At 40.8% G+C, this 22,139-nt stretch carries 22 protein-coding genes; 21 read left to right on the forward strand and 1 reads right to left on the reverse strand.

Annotation, left to right across the window (positions count from 1 at the left end; translation table 11 throughout):
* The first annotated feature begins 148 nt into the window (after nt 1–148).
* Nucleotides 149–1,174, forward strand: coding sequence for a DNA polymerase III subunit delta (gene holA, locus E2626_RS10560; protein ID WP_244094295.1), 1,026 nt, complete (start codon nt 149–151; stop codon nt 1,172–1,174).
* 41 nt (nt 1,175–1,215) lie between these two features.
* Here the strand turns inward: holA and rpsT are convergent, their stop codons facing one another.
* Nucleotides 1,216–1,470, reverse strand: a complete 255-nt coding sequence (rpsT, locus tag E2626_RS10565; RefSeq protein ID WP_134381714.1) for a 30S ribosomal protein S20 — start codon at nt 1,468–1,470, stop codon at nt 1,216–1,218.
* A gap of 238 nt (nt 1,471–1,708) precedes the next feature.
* Here rpsT and gpr point away from each other — a divergent pair, with 238 nt between their 5' ends.
* The 20 genes from gpr to E2626_RS10665 all read left to right on the forward strand — a co-directional run bounded on the left by gpr (nt 1,709) and on the right by E2626_RS10665 (nt 22,073).
* Nucleotides 1,709–2,737: a GPR endopeptidase gene (gene gpr / locus E2626_RS10570; protein ID WP_134381715.1), complete on the forward strand. Its 1,029-nt coding sequence runs from the start codon at nt 1,709–1,711 to the stop codon at nt 2,735–2,737.
* Nucleotides 2,738–2,785: 48 nt separating this feature from the next.
* A complete protein-coding gene (gene spoIIP, locus E2626_RS10575; RefSeq protein WP_134381716.1) occupies nt 2,786–3,844 on the forward strand; it encodes a stage II sporulation protein P in 1,059 nt (352 codons plus the stop codon).
* An 82-nt stretch (nt 3,845–3,926) separates the two neighbouring features.
* Nucleotides 3,927–5,756: a translation elongation factor 4 gene (lepA, locus tag E2626_RS10580; protein ID WP_134381717.1), complete on the forward strand. Its 1,830-nt coding sequence runs from the start codon at nt 3,927–3,929 to the stop codon at nt 5,754–5,756.
* A gap of 81 nt (nt 5,757–5,837) precedes the next feature.
* On the forward strand, nt 5,838–6,971 hold the full coding sequence (gene hemW, locus E2626_RS10585) for a radical SAM family heme chaperone HemW (protein ID WP_134381718.1): 1,134 nt from the start codon (nt 5,838–5,840) through the stop codon (nt 6,969–6,971).
* A gap of 92 nt (nt 6,972–7,063) precedes the next feature.
* Complete coding sequence (hrcA, locus tag E2626_RS10590) at nt 7,064–8,104, forward strand: heat-inducible transcriptional repressor HrcA (protein ID WP_134381719.1); 1,041 nt, start codon at nt 7,064–7,066, stop codon at nt 8,102–8,104.
* 107 nt (nt 8,105–8,211) lie between these two features.
* Nucleotides 8,212–8,742: a nucleotide exchange factor GrpE gene (gene grpE, locus E2626_RS10595; RefSeq protein ID WP_134381720.1), complete on the forward strand. Its 531-nt coding sequence runs from the start codon at nt 8,212–8,214 to the stop codon at nt 8,740–8,742.
* A 25-nt stretch (nt 8,743–8,767) separates the two neighbouring features.
* Complete coding sequence (dnaK, locus tag E2626_RS10600) at nt 8,768–10,594, forward strand: molecular chaperone DnaK (protein WP_134381721.1); 1,827 nt, start codon at nt 8,768–8,770, stop codon at nt 10,592–10,594.
* Between the two features lie 116 nt (nt 10,595–10,710).
* A complete protein-coding gene (gene dnaJ, locus E2626_RS10605) occupies nt 10,711–11,829 on the forward strand; it encodes a molecular chaperone DnaJ (RefSeq protein ID WP_134381722.1) in 1,119 nt (372 codons plus the stop codon).
* Nucleotides 11,830–11,895: 66 nt separating this feature from the next.
* The gene (gene prmA / locus E2626_RS10610) at nt 11,896–12,840 is read left to right on the forward strand and encodes a 50S ribosomal protein L11 methyltransferase (RefSeq protein ID WP_134381723.1); all 945 of its coding nucleotides are present in this window, start codon (nt 11,896–11,898) and stop codon (nt 12,838–12,840) included.
* Nucleotides 12,841–12,846: 6 nt separating this feature from the next.
* Complete coding sequence (locus E2626_RS10615; RefSeq protein WP_134381724.1) at nt 12,847–13,599, forward strand: 16S rRNA (uracil(1498)-N(3))-methyltransferase; 753 nt, start codon at nt 12,847–12,849, stop codon at nt 13,597–13,599.
* 4 nt (nt 13,600–13,603) lie between these two features.
* On the forward strand, nt 13,604–14,944 hold the full coding sequence (gene mtaB, locus E2626_RS10620) for a tRNA (N(6)-L-threonylcarbamoyladenosine(37)-C(2))-methylthiotransferase MtaB (RefSeq protein WP_134381725.1): 1,341 nt from the start codon (nt 13,604–13,606) through the stop codon (nt 14,942–14,944).
* A 99-nt stretch (nt 14,945–15,043) separates the two neighbouring features.
* Nucleotides 15,044–15,712 (forward strand): deoxyribose-phosphate aldolase, encoded by a 669-nt coding sequence (gene deoC, locus E2626_RS10625; protein WP_134381726.1) that lies wholly within the window; start codon nt 15,044–15,046, stop codon nt 15,710–15,712.
* Nucleotides 15,713–15,967: 255 nt separating this feature from the next.
* Complete coding sequence (gene rpsU, locus E2626_RS10630) at nt 15,968–16,141, forward strand: 30S ribosomal protein S21 (protein WP_039809800.1); 174 nt, start codon at nt 15,968–15,970, stop codon at nt 16,139–16,141.
* A 20-nt stretch (nt 16,142–16,161) separates the two neighbouring features.
* Nucleotides 16,162–16,608: a GatB/YqeY domain-containing protein gene (locus E2626_RS10635; RefSeq protein ID WP_134381727.1), complete on the forward strand. Its 447-nt coding sequence runs from the start codon at nt 16,162–16,164 to the stop codon at nt 16,606–16,608.
* Nucleotides 16,609–16,798: 190 nt separating this feature from the next.
* Nucleotides 16,799–18,121 (forward strand): NfeD family protein, encoded by a 1,323-nt coding sequence (locus E2626_RS10640; protein ID WP_134381728.1) that lies wholly within the window; start codon nt 16,799–16,801, stop codon nt 18,119–18,121.
* Nucleotides 18,122–18,133: 12 nt separating this feature from the next.
* Nucleotides 18,134–19,132, forward strand: coding sequence for a flotillin-like protein FloA (floA, locus tag E2626_RS10645; protein ID WP_134381729.1), 999 nt, complete (start codon nt 18,134–18,136; stop codon nt 19,130–19,132).
* A gap of 18 nt (nt 19,133–19,150) precedes the next feature.
* Nucleotides 19,151–19,606: a hypothetical protein gene (locus E2626_RS10650; RefSeq protein ID WP_134381730.1), complete on the forward strand. Its 456-nt coding sequence runs from the start codon at nt 19,151–19,153 to the stop codon at nt 19,604–19,606.
* A 52-nt stretch (nt 19,607–19,658) separates the two neighbouring features.
* The gene (locus E2626_RS10655) at nt 19,659–19,943 is read left to right on the forward strand and encodes a YabP/YqfC family sporulation protein (protein ID WP_166786794.1); all 285 of its coding nucleotides are present in this window, start codon (nt 19,659–19,661) and stop codon (nt 19,941–19,943) included.
* Nucleotides 19,879–21,111, forward strand: a complete 1,233-nt coding sequence (locus E2626_RS10660; protein WP_134381732.1) for a sporulation protein YqfD — start codon at nt 19,879–19,881, stop codon at nt 21,109–21,111. The genes E2626_RS10655 and E2626_RS10660 overlap by 65 nt, the downstream gene beginning before the upstream one ends.
* Complete coding sequence (locus E2626_RS10665) at nt 21,108–22,073, forward strand: PhoH family protein (RefSeq protein ID WP_134381733.1); 966 nt, start codon at nt 21,108–21,110, stop codon at nt 22,071–22,073. Before E2626_RS10660 ends, E2626_RS10665 begins: the two co-directional genes overlap by 4 nt.
* Nucleotides 22,074–22,139 lie beyond the last annotated feature (66 nt).

Genomic DNA, 22,139 nt, shown 5'->3' on the forward strand with positions numbered 1-22,139 from the left:
AAGCGTAAACTACTGCTCAGACGGTATCCCGGGCCCGTTTGGTCAGTGTTTATATAAGGCAGCTTACCCCTGCCCTTTCCACTGTTGTATAGGTGTTAAGTTTTCCTATACAATAGTGGAGATACATACTAAAGCGAGGCGGATTCAATTGATCATTAAAGAGTGGAATGCAATAAAAAAACAACAGTTTTCTCCCGTTTATTTATTGTACGGTGAGGAAGAGTATCTGCTTCACGAAACGAAACAGCTTCTTATACAGCATGTCGTACCCGAAGACGAAATGGACTTTAACTTTTCTCTTCATGACCTCGCGGATGAAGCAAGCCTGGAGGCAGCAGTAGAAGATGCAGAATCATTTCCTTTTATGGGTGAAAGAAGATTAGTTTTCGTTGATGGCGCGATGTTTTTTACAGCTGAAAAGAAAAAAGAAGGAAAACAGGTAACAGATGTATTAGAAGCTTATCTGCAGTCGCCTGCTCCGTACACTGTAATGGTGATTCATGTGCCTGCTGAAAAATTGGATGAGCGGAAGAAAATTACCAAATTAACAAAAAAAAATGCGACTGTGATTGAAGCGAAGAAATTAACTGTCAATGATATTAAAGGGTGGATTAAAAGCAAGGTGGCTGATCACAGACTTCAAATTGAAGATAAGGCTGTTGAAAAACTGACGGTCCTTGCAGGCACGAATCTCTTCATGCTGGCCGGAGAAATTGACAAGCTCGCTTTATATGCAGAGGGTTCAGATATGATTAAATATGAGGATGTCGTACTGCTTACACCGAAATCGGTTGAACATAATGTGTTTGATCTGATTGAGTATACGTTAAATGGACGTACTGCACAGGCGATAGAACTTTATCATGATCTGCTCAGACAAAAAGAAGAACCGCTTAAGTTGCTCGCGTTATTAAGCGGCCAATTCAGACTGATTTATCAAGTGAAGAACATGAGCGGGAAAGGCTTCAGTCAGCAGCAAATCGCATCAAGATTAAAAGTTCATCCCTTCAGAGTGAAGCTGGCAGGTCAGCATGCAGCTAAGTTGCAAAATGAACATTTAAAAACCATTATGCTCGAAATGGCTGAATGCGATCTTTCCTTAAAATCTTCATCAGGAAGAAAAGACATGATTATAGAAATTTTCTTAACCAAACTTCCAAAACTCGTCAGTTGATAAAAAAACCGCTGCTCAAATTGAGCAGCGGTTTTTTAAAATTACGCGTTAAGCTTTTTCGTTAGACGAGACTTTTGACGGTCTGCGTTGTTTTTGTGAATAAGCCCTTTTTGTGCAGCTTTGTCAAGCTGTTTTACAGCGCTTGATAGCAATTCTGTTTTGTTGTCAGAATCATTCTGAACAGCAGTTTCGAAACGCTTGATCGCTGTACGCATAGATGATTTTTGCTGAATGTTCGCTTCGTGGCGGACAGCATTTGTCTTTGTGCGTTTGATAGCAGATTTAATGTTTGGCATTTATGTCACCTCCCGAACTGAATCGAGGACTATTAAAAACTCGATTTACATGATTCACGCCATTAAAGGCATACGGTTTCTTATCAAAAACCGGTTAGATTCAATTACATTAGAACAAGGGATATTTTATCAAACGGACCACAAGAATGCAATAGCAAGGAAAATAATTATTTAACTAAAGGATAGAAAAGGAGAGTTAGAACCATGATATATAAAAATGTGAAAAGGGGAGAAAGATATGGCTTTTCGTACAGACCTGGCGCTTGAAGCTTATGAAGCACTGTCTTATGAGCAGGATCATGAGCTTATTGTTGAAGAAGAAGAAATTAATGAATTTACCTTAAAAAAAATAAATGTAAATAAAGCTGCCGCAGCTTTTACTGGTAAAAAGGAAGGTGATTACTGGACATTTGAAGCACCTCAGCTTCGTACACAAAATGAAGAATGGATTGAAAAAGCTTCAACTGCACTTTCATATGTGATCAGATCATTTCTTGAAAAGATGAATATCAGCGAAGAGGGTCCAATTCTTATTGCAGGATTAGGGAATTGGCAGATTACACCTGATGCACTCGGTCCCGATGTGTGCAGGAAGGTTTTTGTGACCAATCATTTATTTGAATTTGAGCCACAGGCAGTAGAAGGAGGTTTCCGGAGAACTGCTGCGCTTGCACCCGGTGTGATGGGACTGACAGGCATGGAAACTGCTGCAACGCTAAAAGGGGTCATTGAACAGCTCAAACCTGCCGCTGTGATCGTCATTGATGCGCTTGCTGCCAGATCGGCTTCTCGCCTTCATACAACCGTTCAGATTTCCTCAGCCGGAATTAACCCTGGGGCCGGTGTAGGGAACAATCGTCAGGAAATAAACAGCGAACTTTTTGGCGTGCCAGTCATTGCAATCGGTATACCAACCGTTGTAGATGCTGCTTCGATTACACAGGATACGCTCGATTATTTTGAAAAAACGTTGAAGATGAAAAGTAAAAAGGATAAGAAGCCATCTTCACTTCTTATGACGAAGCCTTCCCTTGAAGAGTTAGATGAAAATGAAGCTGAGCCTCATGAAAAAAGTGCATATCTCGGTTTAATCGGTGAGCTTGATGAAGATGAGAAGCAAAAGTTATTCAGAGAAATTCTGTCTCCTATTGGTCAGAATTTAATTGTTACACCGAAGGAGACGGATCTTTATATTAAACAGGCATCAGATATGCTTGCGTCTGCACTTGATCACGCACTTCACCACCCTGAAGAACGTTCTGAATAAATCATTGATGCATATACTGCAAAAAGATTTCAATCAGGAGGTGGCCTGGTGAAAAAAACGCAGACAATGTATTCAATTAATCTATTTCTAAAAACATTTCTCCTGCTAATTTCTGTTATGACTGCGGGGCTTTATCTGCCGAATGTGAAACAGGAAATTTCATCCTTTTCATTTAATTTGCCGGATGAGCTGCCGCAAAGCATTACATATTTAATGCTCCAGACTGAATATGCCTATCTGACTCCCCAGGATGAATTAAAAGAGGTTTGGGACACTTTATCAAATACAGTATTTAATCCGGTAAACTGGCTCGCAATGGAGGGTTTCACCGGTGAAGTGGCTGCGAATGAGTTTCCGGCACCTTCGGAATCCGTACCACCTTCCGAATGGTTTTTCAGCGATGAAGAAGGTGAGGCCGTAGAATTAAATCAAAGCACTGTTGAAACGGAAGAATCTGATGATCCCCGTGTATTTATATACTTTACTCACTCAAGAGAATCTTTTTTACCCTATTTACCTGAAACAAAAAATCCCAATCTGGCGCATCATTCAAAAGTGAATATTACACAAACCGGTCAGTATTTTAAACAGTCTTTTAATCAAAAAGGTATACCTGTCAAAGTAGATACGACCGATATTGTCGCTCAGTTAAAAGACAGTGGAACAGATTACTGGCAGGCATACGATGCGTCAAGAAATGTTGTCCAGGAAGCGATGAGCTCTAATGATACATTGGATTATTTTATAGATGTACACAGAGATTCACTCAGAAGGGAAGCCACAACTTTAAATCATGAAGGAAACGTATATGCTAAAGTCGCGTTTGTTGTAGGAGGAGAGCACGAAGGAAGTGCAGATAACACAAAAATCGCTGAAGAGCTCCATAAACGCCTTAACCAGAAGGTCCCGGGGATCTCAAGAGGTGTGTATGTAAAAAAAGGAGAACACACAAACGGGAAATTTAATCAGGATTTATCACCAAGGTCGGTATTACTTGAGCTTGGAGGCGTTGATAATAAGTTCGAGGAACTGGAAGCGACAACTGAAATCTTCACACAAGCGATGAGTGAATACATGCTGGAGTCTGAACCAGTCAGTGCGCCATAAAGGATGCAATTGAAACACGCCTGTTTAACTGATATACTTTACGCTAGTACAATTGCGTCGAAAAAACAGGAGTGGACATTGAATGAATCAGGAACAGCGTGGAAATAGACAAAAAAACATTAGAAACTTTTCAATTATTGCCCATATTGATCATGGGAAATCAACTTTAGCTGACAGAATTCTTGAACAGACTAAAGCATTGACTTCGCGTGAAATGAAAGCTCAACTTCTTGATTCTATGGATCTTGAGAGAGAACGTGGGATTACAATCAAATTAAATGCAGTACAATTGAAATATCAGGCTAAAAACGGAGAGGAATATACTTTTCACCTGATTGATACGCCGGGGCACGTCGATTTTACCTATGAGGTTTCACGGAGTCTTGCAGCTTGTGAAGGTGCGATCCTAGTAGTGGATGCTGCACAGGGAATAGAAGCTCAAACGCTTGCTAACGTGTATCTTGCCCTTGATAATGATCTTGAAATACTGCCGGTTATAAATAAGATCGATCTGCCTGCTGCAGATCCGGAACGCGTACGTCAGGAAGTTGAAGACGTAATTGGTCTGGATGCTTCGGAGGCAGTGCTTGCTTCTGCAAAAGCAGGAATTGGTATTGAGGATATTCTTGAGCAGATCGTAGAAAAAGTACCTGCTCCAACAGGAGACCCTGATGCGCCTTTAAAAGCACTGATCTTCGACTCTTTATATGATCCATATAGAGGCGTTGTTGCTTATATCAGAATTGTAGAAGGCAGAGTAAAGCCTGGAGACAAAGTGCGAATGATGGCTACAGGGAAAGAGTTCGAAGTAAATGAAATTGGTGTCTTCACACCGAAAGCTACAGCTCAGGATGAACTGACAGTCGGTGATGTTGGTTATCTGACAGCAGCGATAAAAAATGTGAGTGATACACGCGTTGGTGATACGATTACGAGCGCGGTCAAACCGACTGAAGAGGCGCTTCCAGGTTACCGCAAGCTTAATCCAATGGTATATTGCGGTCTTTATCCAATTGATACTGCAAAATACGTTGACCTTCGTGATGCGCTTGAAAAGCTAGAACTGAATGATTCTGCGCTTCAGTACGAACCGGAAACTTCGCAGGCGCTCGGTTTTGGATTCCGCTGTGGATTTCTTGGATTACTTCATATGGAAATCATTCAGGAACGTATTGAACGCGAATTTAATATTGATCTTATTACAACCGCGCCAAGTGTAATTTATGATGTCTACCTTACAGACGGTGAACATGTAAAAGTGGACAACCCTTCAGCGATGCCGGATGCACAATCAGTTAATCATGTGGAAGAACCATATGTTAAAGCAACAATCATGGTTCCAAATGATTATGTTGGTCCGGTAATGGAACTGTCCCAGTCAAAACGGGGTAATTTCATTGACATGGAATATATGGATGAATCACGAGTGAATGTCGTATATGAAATCCCGCTCGCTGAAATTGTTTACGATTTCTTTGACCAACTTAAATCCAGTACAAAAGGATACGCTTCATTCGATTATGAATTAATCGGCTATCGCGAATCGAAACTTGTGAAAATGGACATTTTATTGAACTCAGAAAAAGTAGATGCGCTTAGCTTTATCGTACACAATGATTTTGCGTATGAACGCGGCAAGCTGATTGTAGAAAAGCTGAAGAAACTAATTCCCCGTCAACAGTTCGAAGTGCCGGTTCAGGCAACGATCGGGAATAAGGTAGTGGCGCGGTCATCTATTAAAGCAATTCGTAAAAATGTTCTGGCTAAATGTTACGGCGGAGATATCTCACGTAAAAGAAAATTGCTTGAAAAGCAAAAAGCTGGTAAGAAACGTATGAAGATGGTCGGATCTGTCGAAGTTCCTCAAGAAGCCTTTATGGCTGTCCTGCAGATGGATGAGGATGAAAAATAATTTTACACGTTTGATAGGGGAACGGGTTCTGCCAATAGCAGAAAACGTCCCTTTTTCTGTGTTAAAGGAATGAGGGGAAATATGACATCAGCAGTATATATACACATTCCGTTTTGTCATCATATTTGTCACTACTGTGATTTTAATAAGGTATTTATGAAAAATCAGCCGGTTGACACTTATCTGGATATGCTGATTAAAGAAATGCAATCAGTCCATAAAAGTAATGAACCCATGAAGAGCATATTCGTAGGTGGAGGGACACCAACTGCATTAAACGCAGCGCAGCTGGAAAAGCTTTGTGAAGGCATCCAGTCTGTTTTCAATATTACGGACTCAACTGAATATACCTTTGAAGCAAACCCTGGTGATCTGAGTAAAGATAAGATCAGCGTATTGAAGTCCCATGGTGTTAACAGACTCAGTTTTGGTGTTCAATCTTTCAATGACAGACTTCTTGAAAAAATTGGCCGTAACCATAGATCTGAGGATGTTTACCGTTCACTTACTCAGGCTCAGGATGAAGGTTTTGAAAATATTAGTATTGATTTGATCTATGCATTACCTGAACAGACACTGAGTGACTTTGAAGATACGGTGGATCGCGCGCTTGAATTGGAATTACCACACTACTCAGGTTACTCACTGATCGTGGAACCGAAAACTGTTTTCTATAATCTGATGAGAAAAGGTCGTCTTCCTTTACCGGGTGAGGATACTGAAGCAGCCATGTACGATTCACTTATGAACAAAATGGCAGCAAAAGGACTTGAACAATACGAAATCAGTAATTTCTCCAAAACTGGATATGAAAGCATTCACAACCTGACTTATTGGGAAAACGAATCGTATTATGGTTTTGGGGCGGGGGCTCACGGTTATGTAAATGGTGTTCGCTATTCGAATATTGGTCCGGTTTCCAAATACATTCAGTCTCTAGAAGAAGAAAAGCTGCCTGTATTTCACCGTTCTGAAGTAACGCTGAATGAAAAAATGGAAGAGGAAATGTTTCTTGGATTAAGAAAAACAAATGGGGTTTCATTACAGGTATTTGAAAAGAAATTCGGTATTAACATGAAGAATATATTTGAAGAACCACTAAAAGAAATGATCAATAAAAACCTGCTTGAAGAGAAAAATGGACATGTCAGGCTGACTAAGGAAGGCAGATTTCTTGGAAATGAAGTTTTTCAATCATTTCTTGGATTAAAATAGTGCATACTCGTTGACAGTAAAATCATCATTTGATAACTTAGAAAATAGATTTAGCACTCAAGATTAGCGAGTGCTAACAGGGGTGATAAAAGATGTTAACAGGTCGGCAATTACTTATACTTCAAGTGATTATTGATGATTTTATTCGCTCTGCCCAGCCGGTAGGCTCGAGAAGTCTGTCTAAAAAAGATGATATCCCATACAGTTCTGCAACAATCCGGAACGAAATGTATGACCTTGAAGAAATGGGGTTGTTAGAAAAAACCCACACATCTTCGGGTCGCATTCCATCAGAAAAAGGATATCGTTTTTATGTGGATCATCTGCTCTCGCCTCAGGCACTTAAGAAAAAAGATATGTCCCAGATTCAGTCGATTTTTGCTGACAGGATTTTAGAAATTGAAAATGTTGTCCAGCGATCAGCTGAGATTTTATCACAAATGACCAACTATACATCCATTGTACTGGGACCTGACCATCATGAAAACAAAGTGAAAAGCGTTCAAATTATTCCACTGAATCAGGATAGTGCAATAGCAATCATTGTGACTGACACTGGTCACGTTGAAAACAAGAGATTTACAATCCCTCCTGGTTTGAATCCGGAAGATATTGAGCGGATGGTCAAGATTTTAAATGATAAATTAACCGGTACTCCACTGGTGGAACTGCATGACAAGATGTACAGAGAAGTCGCATTGTTCTTAAAGCGTCATATCGCGAATTATGATTTGATGATTGAAGCATTTGCGCAGATCATGAACGTTCCGGTTCACGATAAACTGTTCTTTGGCGGTAAGATGAATATGATGAATCAGCCTGAATTCAATGATATCGATAAGCTGAGAATGCTGATGGATGTGATTGATAAGGAAGATTATCTTTATCCTCTTATTAAAGAAAACAGTGGTTCCGGCATTCAGATACGAATCGGTAAAGAGAATAATAATGAAGCACTCAAAGATATTTCTCTCATTACTGCTTCATTTCCTGTCATTGGAGGTCAAAGCGGCTCGCTCGCTATCCTGGGACCGACCAGAATGGAGTACTCAAGAGTAATCAGTCTGTTAAACGTAATCAGTCTGGATTTATCCAAAGCATTATCAAGCTTTTACGATGCTGATGATAAATAGATGCCTGCTTTGGGGCGTAACCCCCGGCAGTGCATTTTTTACTGTGAAAGCAAAATTAAAGCGTTTAGGGCTGTTTTAAAAGGGAATGCATTTCAAGGAGGTGAAAGATCGTGTCAGAAAAAGACTTACAGCAGGAAGCTACAGAAGAGATCAAGCAGGATACGGTCGAAGAGTCAGTTGAGCAGGAAACAGTTGCTGAAGAAAACTGGCAGCAAAAAGCAGAAGAAGCTGAAAACAAATATTTAAGGCTTCATGCGGACTTCAATAATTACAAACGCCGTATTCAAAATGAAAATGAAATTTCACAAAAGTATCGTGCTCAAAATATCGTGACAGGGATTCTGCCTGCACTGGATAATTTTGAACGCGCGCTTAACATAGAAACGACGAACGATGAATCAGCGTCGCTGTTAAAAGGCATGGAGATGGTTCATTCAAGTCTGCTGGAAGCTTTGAAGGCTGAAGGTGTGGAAATCATTGAATCAGTAGGTCAGCAGTTTGACCCAAATCTTCATCAGGCAGTCATTCAGGTGTCAGAAGAAGGTGCTGAATCAAACACAGTCGTTGAAGAATTACAAAAAGGTTATAAACTGAAGGACCGCGTGATTCGTCCTTCAATGGTTAAAGTAAACGAATAATTGTATTTGGGAGGATGAATTTAAAATGAGTAAAATTATCGGAATTGACTTAGGAACAACAAACTCTTGTGTGTCAGTACTTGAAGGTGGAGAAGCAAAGGTTATTGCTAATCCTGAAGGTAACCGTACGTCACCATCAGTTGTATCATTCAAAAATGGTGAAAAGCAGGTAGGGGAAGTAGCGAAGCGTCAGGCAATTACAAACCCTAACACAATTATGTCTGTGAAAAGACACATGGGTACAGACCATAAAGTAGAAGCAGAAGGTAAAGAGTATTCACCTCAGGAAATTTCTGCAATGATTCTACAATACTTAAAAGGTTATGCAGAGAGCTATCTTGGCGAGGAAGTAACGAAAGCTGTTATTACAGTTCCTGCTTACTTTAACGATGCTGAACGTCAGGCAACAAAAGATGCTGGGAAGATCGCAGGACTTGAAGTAGAACGTATTATCAACGAGCCGACTGCAGCAGCACTTGCATATGGTCTTGATAAGATGGAAGAAGATCAGACTATCCTTGTTTATGACCTTGGTGGCGGTACATTTGACGTATCTATCCTTGAGCTTGGAGACGGCGTATTCGAAGTACGTTCAACTGCTGGTGATAACCGTCTTGGCGGGGACGACTTTGACCAGGTAGTAATTGACCATTTAGTAGCAGAATTCAAAAAAGAAAACAGCATTGATCTTTCAAAAGATAAAATGGCTCTTCAGCGTTTAAAAGATGCTGCTGAAAAAGCCAAGAAGGATCTTTCTGGTGTAACATCAACTCAGATTTCACTTCCATTTATTACAGCTGGAGAATCAGGTCCTCTTCACCTTGAAATGAACCTGACTCGTGCAAAGTTTGAAGAGCTTGCTTCTTCATTAATTGAACGTACAATGGGACCAACTCGTCAGGCGATTAAAGATGCAGGCATGTCTGCTTCTGAAATTGATAAAGTAATCCTTGTAGGGGGATCTACACGTATCCCTGCTGTACAGGAAGCAATTAAGAAAGAAACTGGTAAAGAGCCTTCTAAAGGCGTTAACCCTGATGAAGTTGTCGCAATGGGTGCAGCAATCCAGGGTGGTGTGTTAACTGGTGATGTTAAAGATGTTGTGCTTTTAGATGTAACACCACTATCACTTGGTATTGAAACAATGGGTGGCGTATCTACAGTTCTGATTGAGCGTAATACGACAATCCCGACATCAAAATCACAGACATTCTCCACTGCAGCTGATAACCAGAACGCAGTTGATATCCACGTACTTCAGGGTGAACGCCCGATGGCAGCGGATAACAAAACAATGGGCCGCTTCCAACTTGGAGATATCCCGCCGGCACCACGCGGCGTACCACAAATCGAAGTTACATTTGATATCGATAAAAACGGTATCGTAAATGTAAGTGCGAAAGATCTGGGTACTGGTAAAGAACAGAAGATCACAATTAAATCTTCTACTTCACTTTCAGACGATGATATTGAACGTATGGTAAGAGAGGCTGAAGAAAATGCTGATGCAGATAAACAGCGTAAAGAAGAAGCTGAACTGCGCAATGAAGCTGACCAGCTAGTGTTCCAAACAGACAAAACGCTATCTGATCTTGGTGAAAATGTGGATGAAGAAGAAAAGCAGAAAGCTGAAGCAGCGCGTGATGAGCTGAAAGAAGCGATTGAAAAGAATGAGCTTGAAGAAATTAAGACGAAGAAAGATGCACTTCAGGAAATTTTACAGGCACTTTCAATGAAAATGTACGAAGAAGCTGCTAAGAAAGCGGAAGCTGAGCAGCAATCTGAAGGCGAAAATGCTGAAGACGACGTTGTTGACGCAGACTTTGAAGAAGTAGACGACGACAAGAAATAATTTCAAAAGATAGAAAAAGTCAAAGTCACGGTGCTTTGGCTTTTTCTTTGCCATTGCAAGGGCACTTGAAAAAATGATAAAATAACCTTTATGCAAAAGGACCGGGGAGTGGAATTATGAGTAAACGGGATTATTATGAAGTGCTTGGTCTATCTGAGGGTGCTTCTAAAGAAGAAATTAAAAAAGCTTATCGTAAGCTTTCCAAAAAGTATCATCCGGATATTAATAAAGATGAGAATGCCGGGGAACAGTTTAAAGAAGTGAAAGAAGCATACGAAGTACTGAGTGACGATCAGAAGCGAGCGCATTATGACCAGTTTGGCCATACTGATCCAAATCAGGGCTTTGGCGGCGGTGCCGGTTTTGACGGCTTCGGCGGATTTGAAGATATATTCAGTTCATTCTTTGGCGGCGGCGGAAGAAGACGTGATCCAAATGCGCCAAGACAGGGGAATGACCTGCAATACACGATGGCAATTAAATTTGAGGAAGCAGTCTTCGGTAAAGAAACTGATATTGAAATTCCTAAAGAAGAACAGTGTGAAACTTGTGGGGGAGACGGTGCGAAACCGGGAACAAAACCTGAAACATGTCACCACTGTAATGGCTCAGGCCAGTTAAATGTTGAACAGCAGACTCCATTTGGACGCATAGTGAACAGAAGAGTCTGTCACCATTGTGAAGGGTCAGGCAAACTTGTTAAAGATAAATGTACAACGTGCGGTGGACAGGGCAAAGTTCAAAAACGCAAGAAAATCCATGTTAAAATTCCTGCCGGTGTTGACGACGGTCAGCAGATGAGAGTTGCAGGTCAGGGTGAACCAGGTGTAAATGGTGGACCCCCAGGCGATCTCTATGTTGTATTCCGTGTAAGACCGCATGAGATATTTGAACGTGAAGGCGATGACGTTTTCCTCGACATGCCGATTACATTTGTTCAGGCAGCGCTTGGAGATGAACTTGAAGTGCCAACAGTCCATGGTAAAGTGAAGTGGAAGCTTCCGGCAGGAACTCAGTCTGGAACAGCTTTCCGTCTTAAAGGTAAAGGTGTTAAAAATGTCCACGGATATGGTCAGGGAGACCAGCATATCCGCGTAAAAGTCATTACGCCTAAGAAACTGACAGACAGACAAAAAACACTGCTGCGAGAATTTGCGGAGATCAGTGGTGAAGTGCCCGATGAACAGCATGATAACTTCTTCGAAAAAGTGAAGCGTGCATTTAAAGGTGAATAATAAACATTGAACTGCAGGGACAACTTGTATTGTCCCTGCAGCCTGATGTGAAATGGAGCTGGTCTGATGAAGTGGTCAGAAATAAGTATTCATACAACGAATGAAGCGATAGAACCGATTTCCAATATTTTGCATGAATCTGGCGCGAGCGGGGTTGTCATTGAGGATCCGGGTGAACTGTTAAAAGACAGAGAAGACCAATTCGGTGAAATCTATGATCTGAATCCTGAAGATTATCCTGACTCAGGTGTAATTGTTAAAGCATATTTGCCGGTTAACAGCTTTCTAGCTGAGGCAGTGGACGGGATCAAACAGGAAATCAGTAACCTCATATCATTTAACATCGATATAGGTGAAAATAAGGTTGAAGTCAGTGAAGTAAATGAAGAAGACTGGGCAACTGCCTGGAAAAAATACTATTACCCTGTAAAAATCTCATCTACATTCACAATCGTTCCTACCTGGGAAGACTATGAGAGGGTTTCGAGTGACGAATGTATTATTGAATTGGATCCGGGTATGGCATTCGGTACAGGTACACACCCGACTACTGTAATGTGTATTCAGGCTTTGGAACGAACGGTTATAAAAGGGGATACTGTGATTGACGTTGGAACGGGTTCAGGCGTATTGAGTATTGCATCAGCTTTACTTGAAGCCGATTCTGTACATGCACTTGATCTGGATGAAGTTGCGGTAAAATCAGCATTGGAGAATATTAAGCTCAACAATGTTGAGGATATTGTTTCAGTTACACAGGGTAATCTCTTGAGCGGCACGACAGAACAGGCCGATGTGATCGTAGCGAATATTCTTGCTGAAGTCATTCTGACGTTTACTGACGATGCGTATTCGTTGACCAGACCAGGCGGCACTTTTATCACTTCAGGCATTATTAAGCAGAAAAAAGACATTGTGAAAGAAGCGCTGAGGAGCGCAGGCTTTGAAATTGATGAAGTCATGACAATGGAAGACTGGGTAGCTATCATTGCTACTAAACCGGAAGAGTGAAACTAGATGCAGCGATATTTTATCGAAAATAAAGTGGATGAAAACGGCTTTTTTATCATAAATGGAGAAGATTACAAACATATTGTGCGTGTCATGCGTATGAATGCGGGGGACAGGTTCATCGCAGTGTTCACTTCTGAAGACGTTTTTGAATCTGAGATCACAGATATTGAAGATTCCTATCTGCGTGCTAAACCGGTTCATAAAATTGAGCATCAATCCGAACTTCCAGTCAAAGTAACGATTGCGCACGGCCTGCCCAAAGGTGATAAACTTGAATATGTGATTCAGAAATCGACTGAGCTTGGCCTATACAGTTTGAAACCATTCAGCGCAGAGCGATCAATCGTGAAGTGGGATCAAAAGAAAGGTAAGAAAAAAGCCGAACGCTGGAACAAAATTGCAAAAGAAGCTGCCGAACAATCTCATCGCTCGGTCATTCCAGCTGTAGAGGAGCCAGTTAAACTGAATCAATTACGTTCGTCTTTTCATGAATATGATGCTATCATGATGGCGTACGAAGAAGATGCAAAAGCAGGGGAAACATCTAATTTCACAAAGCTACTAAATCAACTTAGACCCGGAAGCAGAATGCTTGTAATAATCGGACCTGAAGGCGGATTATCTGAAGCTGAAGTTGAAACATTCATTGCAGATGGAGCAGTCAGCTGTGGTTTAGGACCAAGAATATTAAGAACTGAAACCGCACCATTATACATATTGGCTGCGATTTCCTATCATTTTGAATTAATGAGGTGAAGAAATGGGAACAGTCGCATTTCATACTTTGGGATGTAAAGTAAACCATTATGAAACAGAAGCGATTTGGCAACTGTTTAAATCTAACGGTTACGACAGGGTGGACTATGAGCAGCCGTCAGACGTGTATGTAATTAATACATGTACAGTAACGAATACTGGTGATAAAAAAAGCCGTCAGGTAATCAGAAGAGCAATTCGTAAAAATCCGGATGCTGTCATTTGTGTAACTGGCTGTTATGCACAGACTTCTCCGGCTGAAATTATGGCGATTCCCGGGGTAGATATCGTTGTAGGGACACAGGATCGGACGAAGATGCTTGATTATATCGAGCAATACAGACAAGAGCGACAGCCGATTAATGGTGTAACGAATATTATGAAAAACCGTGTCTATGAAGAGCTTGACGTGCCTGCTTTCACTGATAGAACGCGTGCATCACTTAAGATTCAGGAAGGCTGTAATAATTTCTGCACGTTCTGTATCATTCCTTGGGCGCGCGGACTGATGCGTTCAAGAGATCCTGAAGAAGTTGTAAAACAGGCACAGCAGCTAGTAGCGGCAGGCTACAAGGAAATCGTCCTGACAGGAATTCATACGGGCGGATATGGTGAAGATATGAAGGATTATAACCTCGCCATGCTACTTACTGATTTAGAAACTCAGGTAAAAGGACTTAAGCGTATCCGCATCTCATCAATTGAAGCCAGTCAGCTGACCGATGAAGTAATAGAAGTGATTGATCGATCAAAAATGGTTGTAAACCATCTTCATATTCCGCTTCAATCAGGTTCGAATACTGTGCTGAAAAGAATGAGAAGAAAATATACGATGGAGTTTTTCGCTGAAAGACTTGAAAGACTTAAAATAGCTCTTCCTGGTCTGGCAGTTACTTCTGATGTCATAGTCGGGTTCCCGGGTGAAACAGAAGAAGAGTTCATGGAAACGTATAATTTTATCCGTGAGCAGAAATTCTCTGAACTTCATGTTTTTCCGTATTCAAAACGTACCGGTACACCGGCTGCACGAATGGATGACCAGGTTGATGAAGAAGTTAAGAACGAACGCGTTCACAGATTGATTTCTTTATCTGATCAGCTTGCTAAAGAGTACTCATCCAACTATCAGGATGAAGTGCTTGAAGTGATTCCTGAAGAACGATTCAAAGAAGATTCCACCGGGTCAACGTATGTTGGATATACTGACAATTATTTAAAAGTCGTATTTCCTGCAACAGAAGACATGGTTGGCAAACTTGTCAAAGTAAAAATTACGGAATCAGGGTATCCTTACAACAAAGGAGAATTCGTAAGAGTACTTGAAGATGAAGAATTAACAGTCTGAAACTCTGCTTTTGCAGAGTTTTTCTTTCGATTTAATAGGATTTTTTCCGTAACCGTGTTAAAATAGGTACGTACATCTAAACGAAAAGGGGAACTAACGATGACTTCAATTGCAAAAATGATCGACCATACACTTTTAAAGCCGGATGCAACGAAAGAACAAATTACTCAACTATGTGAAGAAGCTGCAGAACACGGCTTTATGTCCGTCTGCGTAAATCCATACTGGGTTAAACTTTCAAGCGAACTGCTGAATACAACAGATGTGAAAGTCTGTACAGTAATCGGATTTCCATTAGGAGCTTCTGCTGCTGAAACAAAAGCATTTGAAACAAAGCAGGCAATTGCAGACGGAGCTACTGAAGTAGACATGGTCATTAATATTGGTGCACTTAAAAGCGGAGATTTTGATACTGTTAAGCAGGATATTCAAGCGGTAACAGCTGCTGCTAAAGGTAAGGCGTTAACGAAAGTAATCATTGAAACATCTCTTATTACTGACGATGAAAAAGTAAAAGCATGTGAACTGGCTGTTGAAGCAGGATCTGATTTTGTTAAGACATCTACCGGATTTTCTGGTGGAGGTGCAACACCTGAGGATATCGCGCTTATGAGAAAAACTGTCGGTCCTGATCTTGGCGTAAAAGCATCAGGTGGAGTACGTTCAGCTGAAGATGCACAAGCGATGATCGATGCTGGTGCTACACGTCTTGGTGCGAGCGCAGGTATTAAAATTATTCAAGGTGAAACTGCAGACAGCGATTATTAAGATTAATTTTCAGTCAAAAAGTCGTCACTTAAACTCGAAGTCTTTTCATCTCACAAAAATGAGTTGAAAAGGCTTCTTATTCTTTCGAAAACCTGTTGACCAGCACAAATTGTTGGTTTATACTGTATAAGTACATGGGAATACCCATGAATGTCAGTAAGTATCCCTATCTTACTGCATGCAATGAAGAATACACTTTTGTTATTCTCTTTGCTTGAATATGTAAGCGTAGTGTTCGGAGGGAGGGAATTAGAGATGTCAAAAACGGTCGTTCGTAAAAACGAATCACTCGAAGATGCTCTTCGCCGCTTTAAAAAGACTACATCAAAGGCTGGTACTCTTCAGGAGTTCAGAAAACGTGAATTCTATGAAAAGCCAAGCGTTAAGCGTAAGAAAAAGTCTGAAGCTGCAAGAAAGCGCAAATTCTAATATAGGAGCAGGTGTCTGAAGTGAGTATGTTGGATCGTCTGAATGAAGATATGAAAACAGCAATGAGGAATAAGGAAAAAGAGCGTCTTTCTGTTATTCGAATGGTTAAGTCTTCGTTGCAAAATGAGGGATACAAACTTGGTCACAGTGAATTAACGGAAGATGAAGAACTTACCGTGCTTTCACGCGAGCTAAAACAGCGTAAAGATTCTTATGCTGAGTTTAAATCTGCAGGCAGAGATGATCTTTCTGAAAAACTTCTTGATGAAATTGCCTTAATTGAAACCTATATGCCCCGTCAGTTAACTGAAGATGAGCTTGAAATCATTGTAGTCGAAACGATCAATGAAACAAATGCTACTTCTAAAGCTGATATGGGCAAAGTGATGAGCAGCATTATGCCTAAAGTCAAAGGCAGAGCTGATGGAGCCCGTATTAATAAAATGGTACTTCAGCACTTATCATAAAACTGAATTTGTTTATTCAGGTTCAGACGAATCAAGCCGCGTTCACAATGTGTAACGCGGCTTGATTTTTTTATATTTTACATTCAAAATAAAAGAAAGGTTAAAAATGAAACCTTTCTGAAATACATACGTATAGTAAGTAAGTCATTAATTGCTGATCAGTCACGGGCAGATAGAAGGGGGGAGAAAGATGAAACATATCGGAGTGAAAATGTTCGCTGCTTTTATTGTTTTGCTATCAGTTTTTTCGTTTGTGCAGCCTGCAGATGCGGATGGTCAGAAAGTTTACGTGGCGCCAGTTAAGAAAGAAGTTGAAAGAGGTTTAGCTTCTTTTCTTGAAAGGTCTATAGAAGAAGCGGAAGAGAATGGCGCGGAAGCCTTAATACTTGATATCAATACGCCTGGCGGAGCAGTGAATGCGGCAGAAGAAATTGGACAAATTATGGTGAACAGCACGATCGAGACAATTGCTTTTATCAATCCAAATGCACTATCAGCTGGTTCATACATTGCATTATATGCTGATCAGATCTATATGTCTCCTTCAGGTAAAATGGGTGCTTCGGCAGTCATTACAAGTGCTGGAAGTGATGCTGACAGAAAAGCGCAAAGCTCCTGGCTTGCGGCAATGAAAAATGCGGCAGAATCCTCCGATAGGGATCGTGATCCGCTTTATGCAGAAGCAATGGTTGACCAGTCAATTGAAATAGATGGTCTGGTTGAAGCTGGTGAGCTTTTAACATTCACACCGGCAGATGCTGAAGAATTTGGCTATTCTGAAGGTACTCATGATAATCTCGATGACCTGATAGCTTCTCTCGGTTATGAGGATGCTGAAGTCATCTCAATTGAACCTACTTTTACTGAGAACCTTGCAAGATTTATTACCAATCCAATTGTAGTCCCAATACTGCTTTCAGTAGCGAGTCTGGGACTGGTATTGGAATTGTATTCTCCAGGCTTTGGTATTGCAGGTTCAATGGGAATTGGTGCGCTGCTGCTGTTTTTCTTCGGACACTTGATAGCAGGGCTTGCTGGTATGGAAGTACTTATTCTATTCCTGGTTGGTGTCGGATTGATTATCGCAGAGTTCTTTGTACCGGGCGGCATACTCGGAATAGCGGGGCTGGTTGCAATCGTGATCAGTATTCTGCTTGCAGGAGAGAGTATCGCATTTATGGGTATTGCATTATCTGTGGCGCTTTTAGTCGCAGTAATTGGGATGGTGATTATGGTGAAATTCTTAGGTAAAAACCTTCACCTGTTAAAGAAAATTATATTAAGTGATTCTACAAGTACCGAAAGCGGTTACGTATCAAATGTGAATCGTCATGAATTGGTTGGGAAAACTGGCATAGCCAGAACTGCATTGCGCCCTTCAGGAACAATCATCATTGATGAGGAACGAATTGATGCTGTGAGTGAAGGCGGATACGTAAATAAGGATCAAAAAGTAATTGTCGTTAAAGTCGAAGGATCCCGCATTGTCGTTAGAGAAACAGATAAATTTTAAGGAGTGAATGGAATGGGGACAGAAGCAATTACGTTAATCATTGTTGTAGTAGCTGCAGTTATTGCCCTTAGTGTACTGTTTACATTTGTACCAGTAGCACTATGGATTTCGGCATTAGCAGCAGGTGTTAAAGTAAGTATTTTCACACTGATCGGGATGAGACTGAGAAGGGTTATTCCAAGTCGTGTCATTAACCCAATGATTAAAGCACATAAAGCCGGTGTGGACGTTAGCATTAACCAGTTGGAAAGTCATTATCTTGCCGGTGGTAACGTTGACCGGGTAGTAAACGCTTTAATTGCAGCTCAGCGTGCAAACATTGAACTGGCATTTGAACGATGTGCAGCAATTGATCTTGCTGGCCGTGATGTGCTTCAGGCAGTTCAAATGAGTGTAAATCCAAAAGTGATTGAAACACCATTTATCGCCGGTGTCGCGATGGACGGAATTGAAGTAAAAGCAAAAGCAAGAATTACAGTGCGTGCGAACATTGAACGACTTGTTGGTGGTGCAGGTGAAGATACAATTGTAGCCCGTGTAGGTGAAGGGATTGTAAGTACAATCGGTTCAAGTGATAACCACAAGAAGGTTCTTGAAAATCCTGACCTGATTTCACAAACCGTGCTGGGCAAAGGATTAGATTCCGGTACAGCATTTGAAATTCTATCGATCGATATTGCTGACGTTGATATCGGCAAAAATATTGGTGCAGAACTTCAAACTGAACAGGCTGAAGCAGATAAGAATATTGCACAGGCGAAAGCAGAAGAGCGTCGAGCGATGGCTGTTGCCCAAGAACAGGAAATGAAAGCAAGAGTTGAAGAAATGCGTGCCAAAGTTGTGGAGGCTGAGGCTGAAGTTCCACTTGCAATGGCAGAAGCACTTCGCGAAGGTAACATTGGTGTGATGGATTATATGAATATTAAAAACATTGATGCGGACACTGATATGAGAGACTCAATTGGTAAGATCACAGGTAACAAAGATGACAAGGGTGACAGCAGAAACTAACATTAGGAGGCTGACTCCGTGGAAATTATCATAATGGCAATTATTGCAGGTGTAATCGGTCTTCTAAATAAACAGAAGAAACAGCAGGAGCCTGCAGAAAAACCGCCAACTCAAAAACCTACAGTGTCGAAACCAAGGAATCTCAAAGAGACATTTGACAGACATGCGAAAGAGCTTGCTGAAGAATATGATAAGCAAAGAAAAACATTTGAAAATAAGTCGGAAGAGGCTCCAAGACAACGGCAGTTAAAACGAGATCAGGGACCGCCGCGCAATCAGCCTGAACCGTTAGCCGCCGCAGAAATCTCTGGGGAAAGCAGAAAGAGTCATTTAAAAAAGAAGGCTGATCCAATTAAAGAGTCTGATATCACGATCAATAAAGAATTACAGCCCAGAGATATAGTGAATGGGATTATATTTTCAGAAGTTCTTGGACCTCCAAGGTCAAAGCGCAGACATGGTAATCGAATATAAGGTTATGCCCCTTTCATTTAAGACATATTCTTAAATGGAGGGGGTTTTTTACATGGTTAAAAAACAATGGTTAAACCGTGCTGCCGATTGGCTGAACCTGCCTGAAGATCTAATAACAGATTTGCCCAGGATCGAATGGGTGGCAATTAAAACAGTGAAAATAGAAAATCATAAAGGGTTAATGCATTATGCCAGCTCGTCAATAAAGTTTTACGTTAAGTCAGGAGTGATAACAATTGCAGGAGAGCATTTAATGGTCAGCAGCCTTACAAATGAATATGCTTCTGTTTCCGGAGACATTAAAGAAATACTTTTTAATGGTCAGCATGATGATTAAAAAGCTGTTACGTGTAAGAGTAGAAATTAAGGGGGAAAACGGCAGTCTCATATTAAGCAGGTTGCTGATAGATCGTATTCACTTAAAGGACATTGTGAATGATTCGGGAAATATGACATTTGTTATGCATTATTCAGAACTTCATAAGCTAAGAAAAGCAGCACGTCATACCGGCTGCAGTATTTCATTGAGCCGGGAAGGTAAAAATAGTGAAATTCTTACGTCTTTAAAATCAAACATCTCATCTGTCATGGCGTTTTTCATTTCTCTCATCATTTTCTTAAATGCTTTTCAATACATATGGACAATAGACATAACAGGTGCTAATCCTGAAATCAGGAGTGAAGCAGCTGAAGTATTAACGAAAAATGGAGTAAGGACAGGGATTCGTCATTCAGATCTGTTATCGAATCAGGAAAGTGCAGCCATTTTGTATAAAGAAATAGAGCAACTTTCCTGGACGGACTTTGAATTGAAAGGTTCTAAATTAATCGTATCACTAAGAGAAAAGGATTTTCTTGCTGATCAGGAAGATGAAAAGAATGCGCACCTTGTTGCTTCAAAAACAGGTACCGTTCACACTATATCAGTCAGTTCCGGCACGCCCGTTGTCAAAAGGGATGAAGTTGTATCTAAGGGAGAGATTCTTGTTTCGGGATATATTGGCAGAGAAGGTTATGAAAAAGCTGTGACGGCAAAAGGTACTGTAAAAGCTTTGACATGGTATACAGTAAACGTAAGTATGCCTCAAATAAAGAAAGGAAATAAATTCACAGGACAAACATACAACAAATATGCACTGAAAATTGACTCTTTTACTACACCTTTTGTATCTCTTGAAAGAGATGAGTATAACAGGCAGATCAGAAGTACAGACGAAAAGCGGTTCACATTATTTGGATATGAGTTACCATTTCAAATCATAAAGCAGGAGTATAAAGAGGTGTCAGAAGAGGAGATGACATTAACAAGTGATCAATATAAAGAAGTGTTAACCACCATTGCAGCAAAAGATGTACTTTCTGTAACAGACGGAAACGGGCAGATTCTTGAGGAGAAAATTTTGCATGAAGATATTGAGAATGGTAAAGTTAAATTAACAATATTTTATCAAGTTATAGAAAATATAGCAGAAACTAAACCTTTTACTGAGGAGACACGCGAATGATTGAAGAACGTATTACTGTAGATATCAGTTTGGAAGATCCGAATGAGGCTGTACAGCTTTTTGGGAATTCTGACACACATCTTAAAACAATTGAAGAAGATTTAAATATATCGATTATCTCACGCGGAGAATCCTTGCGTATTACAGGCAAGAATGAAGACATTGAAAAAGCCAGAAGCGTGATCAGCCAACTTCTTGGTGTAATTAGAAAAGGAGTTCAAATCAGTCAGAGGGATGTCATCTATGCAGTTCAGATGTCACATCGCGGAACGATTGAATACTTCGATGAATTGTATGATGAGGAAATTACTAAAAATGCAAAAGGTAAACCAATTCGTGCTAAAACGATGGGACAGCGCCAATACATTAATGAAATTCGGAAGAAAGACCTCGTTTTCGGAATCGGTCCTGCAGGAACAGGGAAAACATATCTTGCAGTTGTGCTGGCTGTACATGCGTTGAAAAACAACAAGGTAAAAAAGATTATTTTAACCAGACCTGCTGTTGAGGCGGGAGAAAGTCTTGGATTTCTTCCGGGGGACCTGAAGGAAAAAGTAGATCCTTATTTAAGACCATTATACGATGCACTTCATGACGTTTTGGGCACAGAGCAGACTCAGCGATTCATTGAGAGAGGTGTGATTGAAATTGCACCCCTCGCTTACATGAGAGGGCGTACATTAGATGACGCTTTTGTAATCCTGGATGAAGCTCAGAACACAACTTATGCCCAGATGAAGATGTTTCTGACCCGTCTTGGGTTCGGCTCTAAAATGGTGATCACAGGTGACCAGAGTCAGGTTGACCTTCCTAAAGGAATGGAGTCAGGTTTAGTAGCGGCTCAAAAGATACTGAAGGGTGTTCCTGGAATCGGATTTAATTATCTGGATCAGGCCGATGTTGTCAGACACCCGCTCGTTGCAAAAATAATTGGTGCCTATGATCAAAAAGGCAGCGTATAATGAAAGCCTGTATTCTCAATCAAATGGGAATGCAGGCTTTTTTATATTGTTTATCCGCGTTCATTA

This window comes from Jeotgalibacillus salarius (assembly GCF_004405125.1).
In the GTDB taxonomy this organism is placed as follows: Bacteria; Bacillota; Bacilli; order Bacillales; family Jeotgalibacillaceae; genus Jeotgalibacillus; species Jeotgalibacillus salarius.

Coding starts and splice junctions, on each gene's coding strand:
- dnaJ (WP_134381722.1), top strand. CDS start 10,711: ATGAGTAAACGGGATTATTATGAAGTGCTTGGTCTATCTGAGGGTGCT.
- E2626_RS10660 (WP_134381732.1), top strand. CDS start 19,879: ATGAATATGCTTCTGTTTCCGGAGACATTAAAGAAATACTTTTTAATG.
- rpsU (WP_039809800.1), top strand. CDS start 15,968: ATGTCAAAAACGGTCGTTCGTAAAAACGAATCACTCGAAGATGCTCTT.
- hemW (WP_134381718.1), top strand. CDS start 5,838: ATGACATCAGCAGTATATATACACATTCCGTTTTGTCATCATATTTGT.
- hrcA (WP_134381719.1), top strand. CDS start 7,064: ATGTTAACAGGTCGGCAATTACTTATACTTCAAGTGATTATTGATGAT.
- dnaK (WP_134381721.1), top strand. CDS start 8,768: ATGAGTAAAATTATCGGAATTGACTTAGGAACAACAAACTCTTGTGTG.
- E2626_RS10655 (WP_166786794.1), top strand. CDS start 19,659: ATGGTTAAAAAACAATGGTTAAACCGTGCTGCCGATTGGCTGAACCTG.
- gpr (WP_134381715.1), top strand. CDS start 1,709: ATGGCTTTTCGTACAGACCTGGCGCTTGAAGCTTATGAAGCACTGTCT.
- floA (WP_134381729.1), top strand. CDS start 18,134: ATGGGGACAGAAGCAATTACGTTAATCATTGTTGTAGTAGCTGCAGTT.
- prmA (WP_134381723.1), top strand. CDS start 11,896: ATGAAGTGGTCAGAAATAAGTATTCATACAACGAATGAAGCGATAGAA.
- rpsT (WP_134381714.1), bottom strand. CDS start 1,470: ATGCCAAACATTAAATCTGCTATCAAACGCACAAAGACAAATGCTGTC.
- E2626_RS10615 (WP_134381724.1), top strand. CDS start 12,847: ATGCAGCGATATTTTATCGAAAATAAAGTGGATGAAAACGGCTTTTTT.
- lepA (WP_134381717.1), top strand. CDS start 3,927: ATGAATCAGGAACAGCGTGGAAATAGACAAAAAAACATTAGAAACTTT.
- E2626_RS10640 (WP_134381728.1), top strand. CDS start 16,799: ATGAAACATATCGGAGTGAAAATGTTCGCTGCTTTTATTGTTTTGCTA.
- mtaB (WP_134381725.1), top strand. CDS start 13,604: ATGGGAACAGTCGCATTTCATACTTTGGGATGTAAAGTAAACCATTAT.
- E2626_RS10665 (WP_134381733.1), top strand. CDS start 21,108: ATGATTGAAGAACGTATTACTGTAGATATCAGTTTGGAAGATCCGAAT.
- deoC (WP_134381726.1), top strand. CDS start 15,044: ATGACTTCAATTGCAAAAATGATCGACCATACACTTTTAAAGCCGGAT.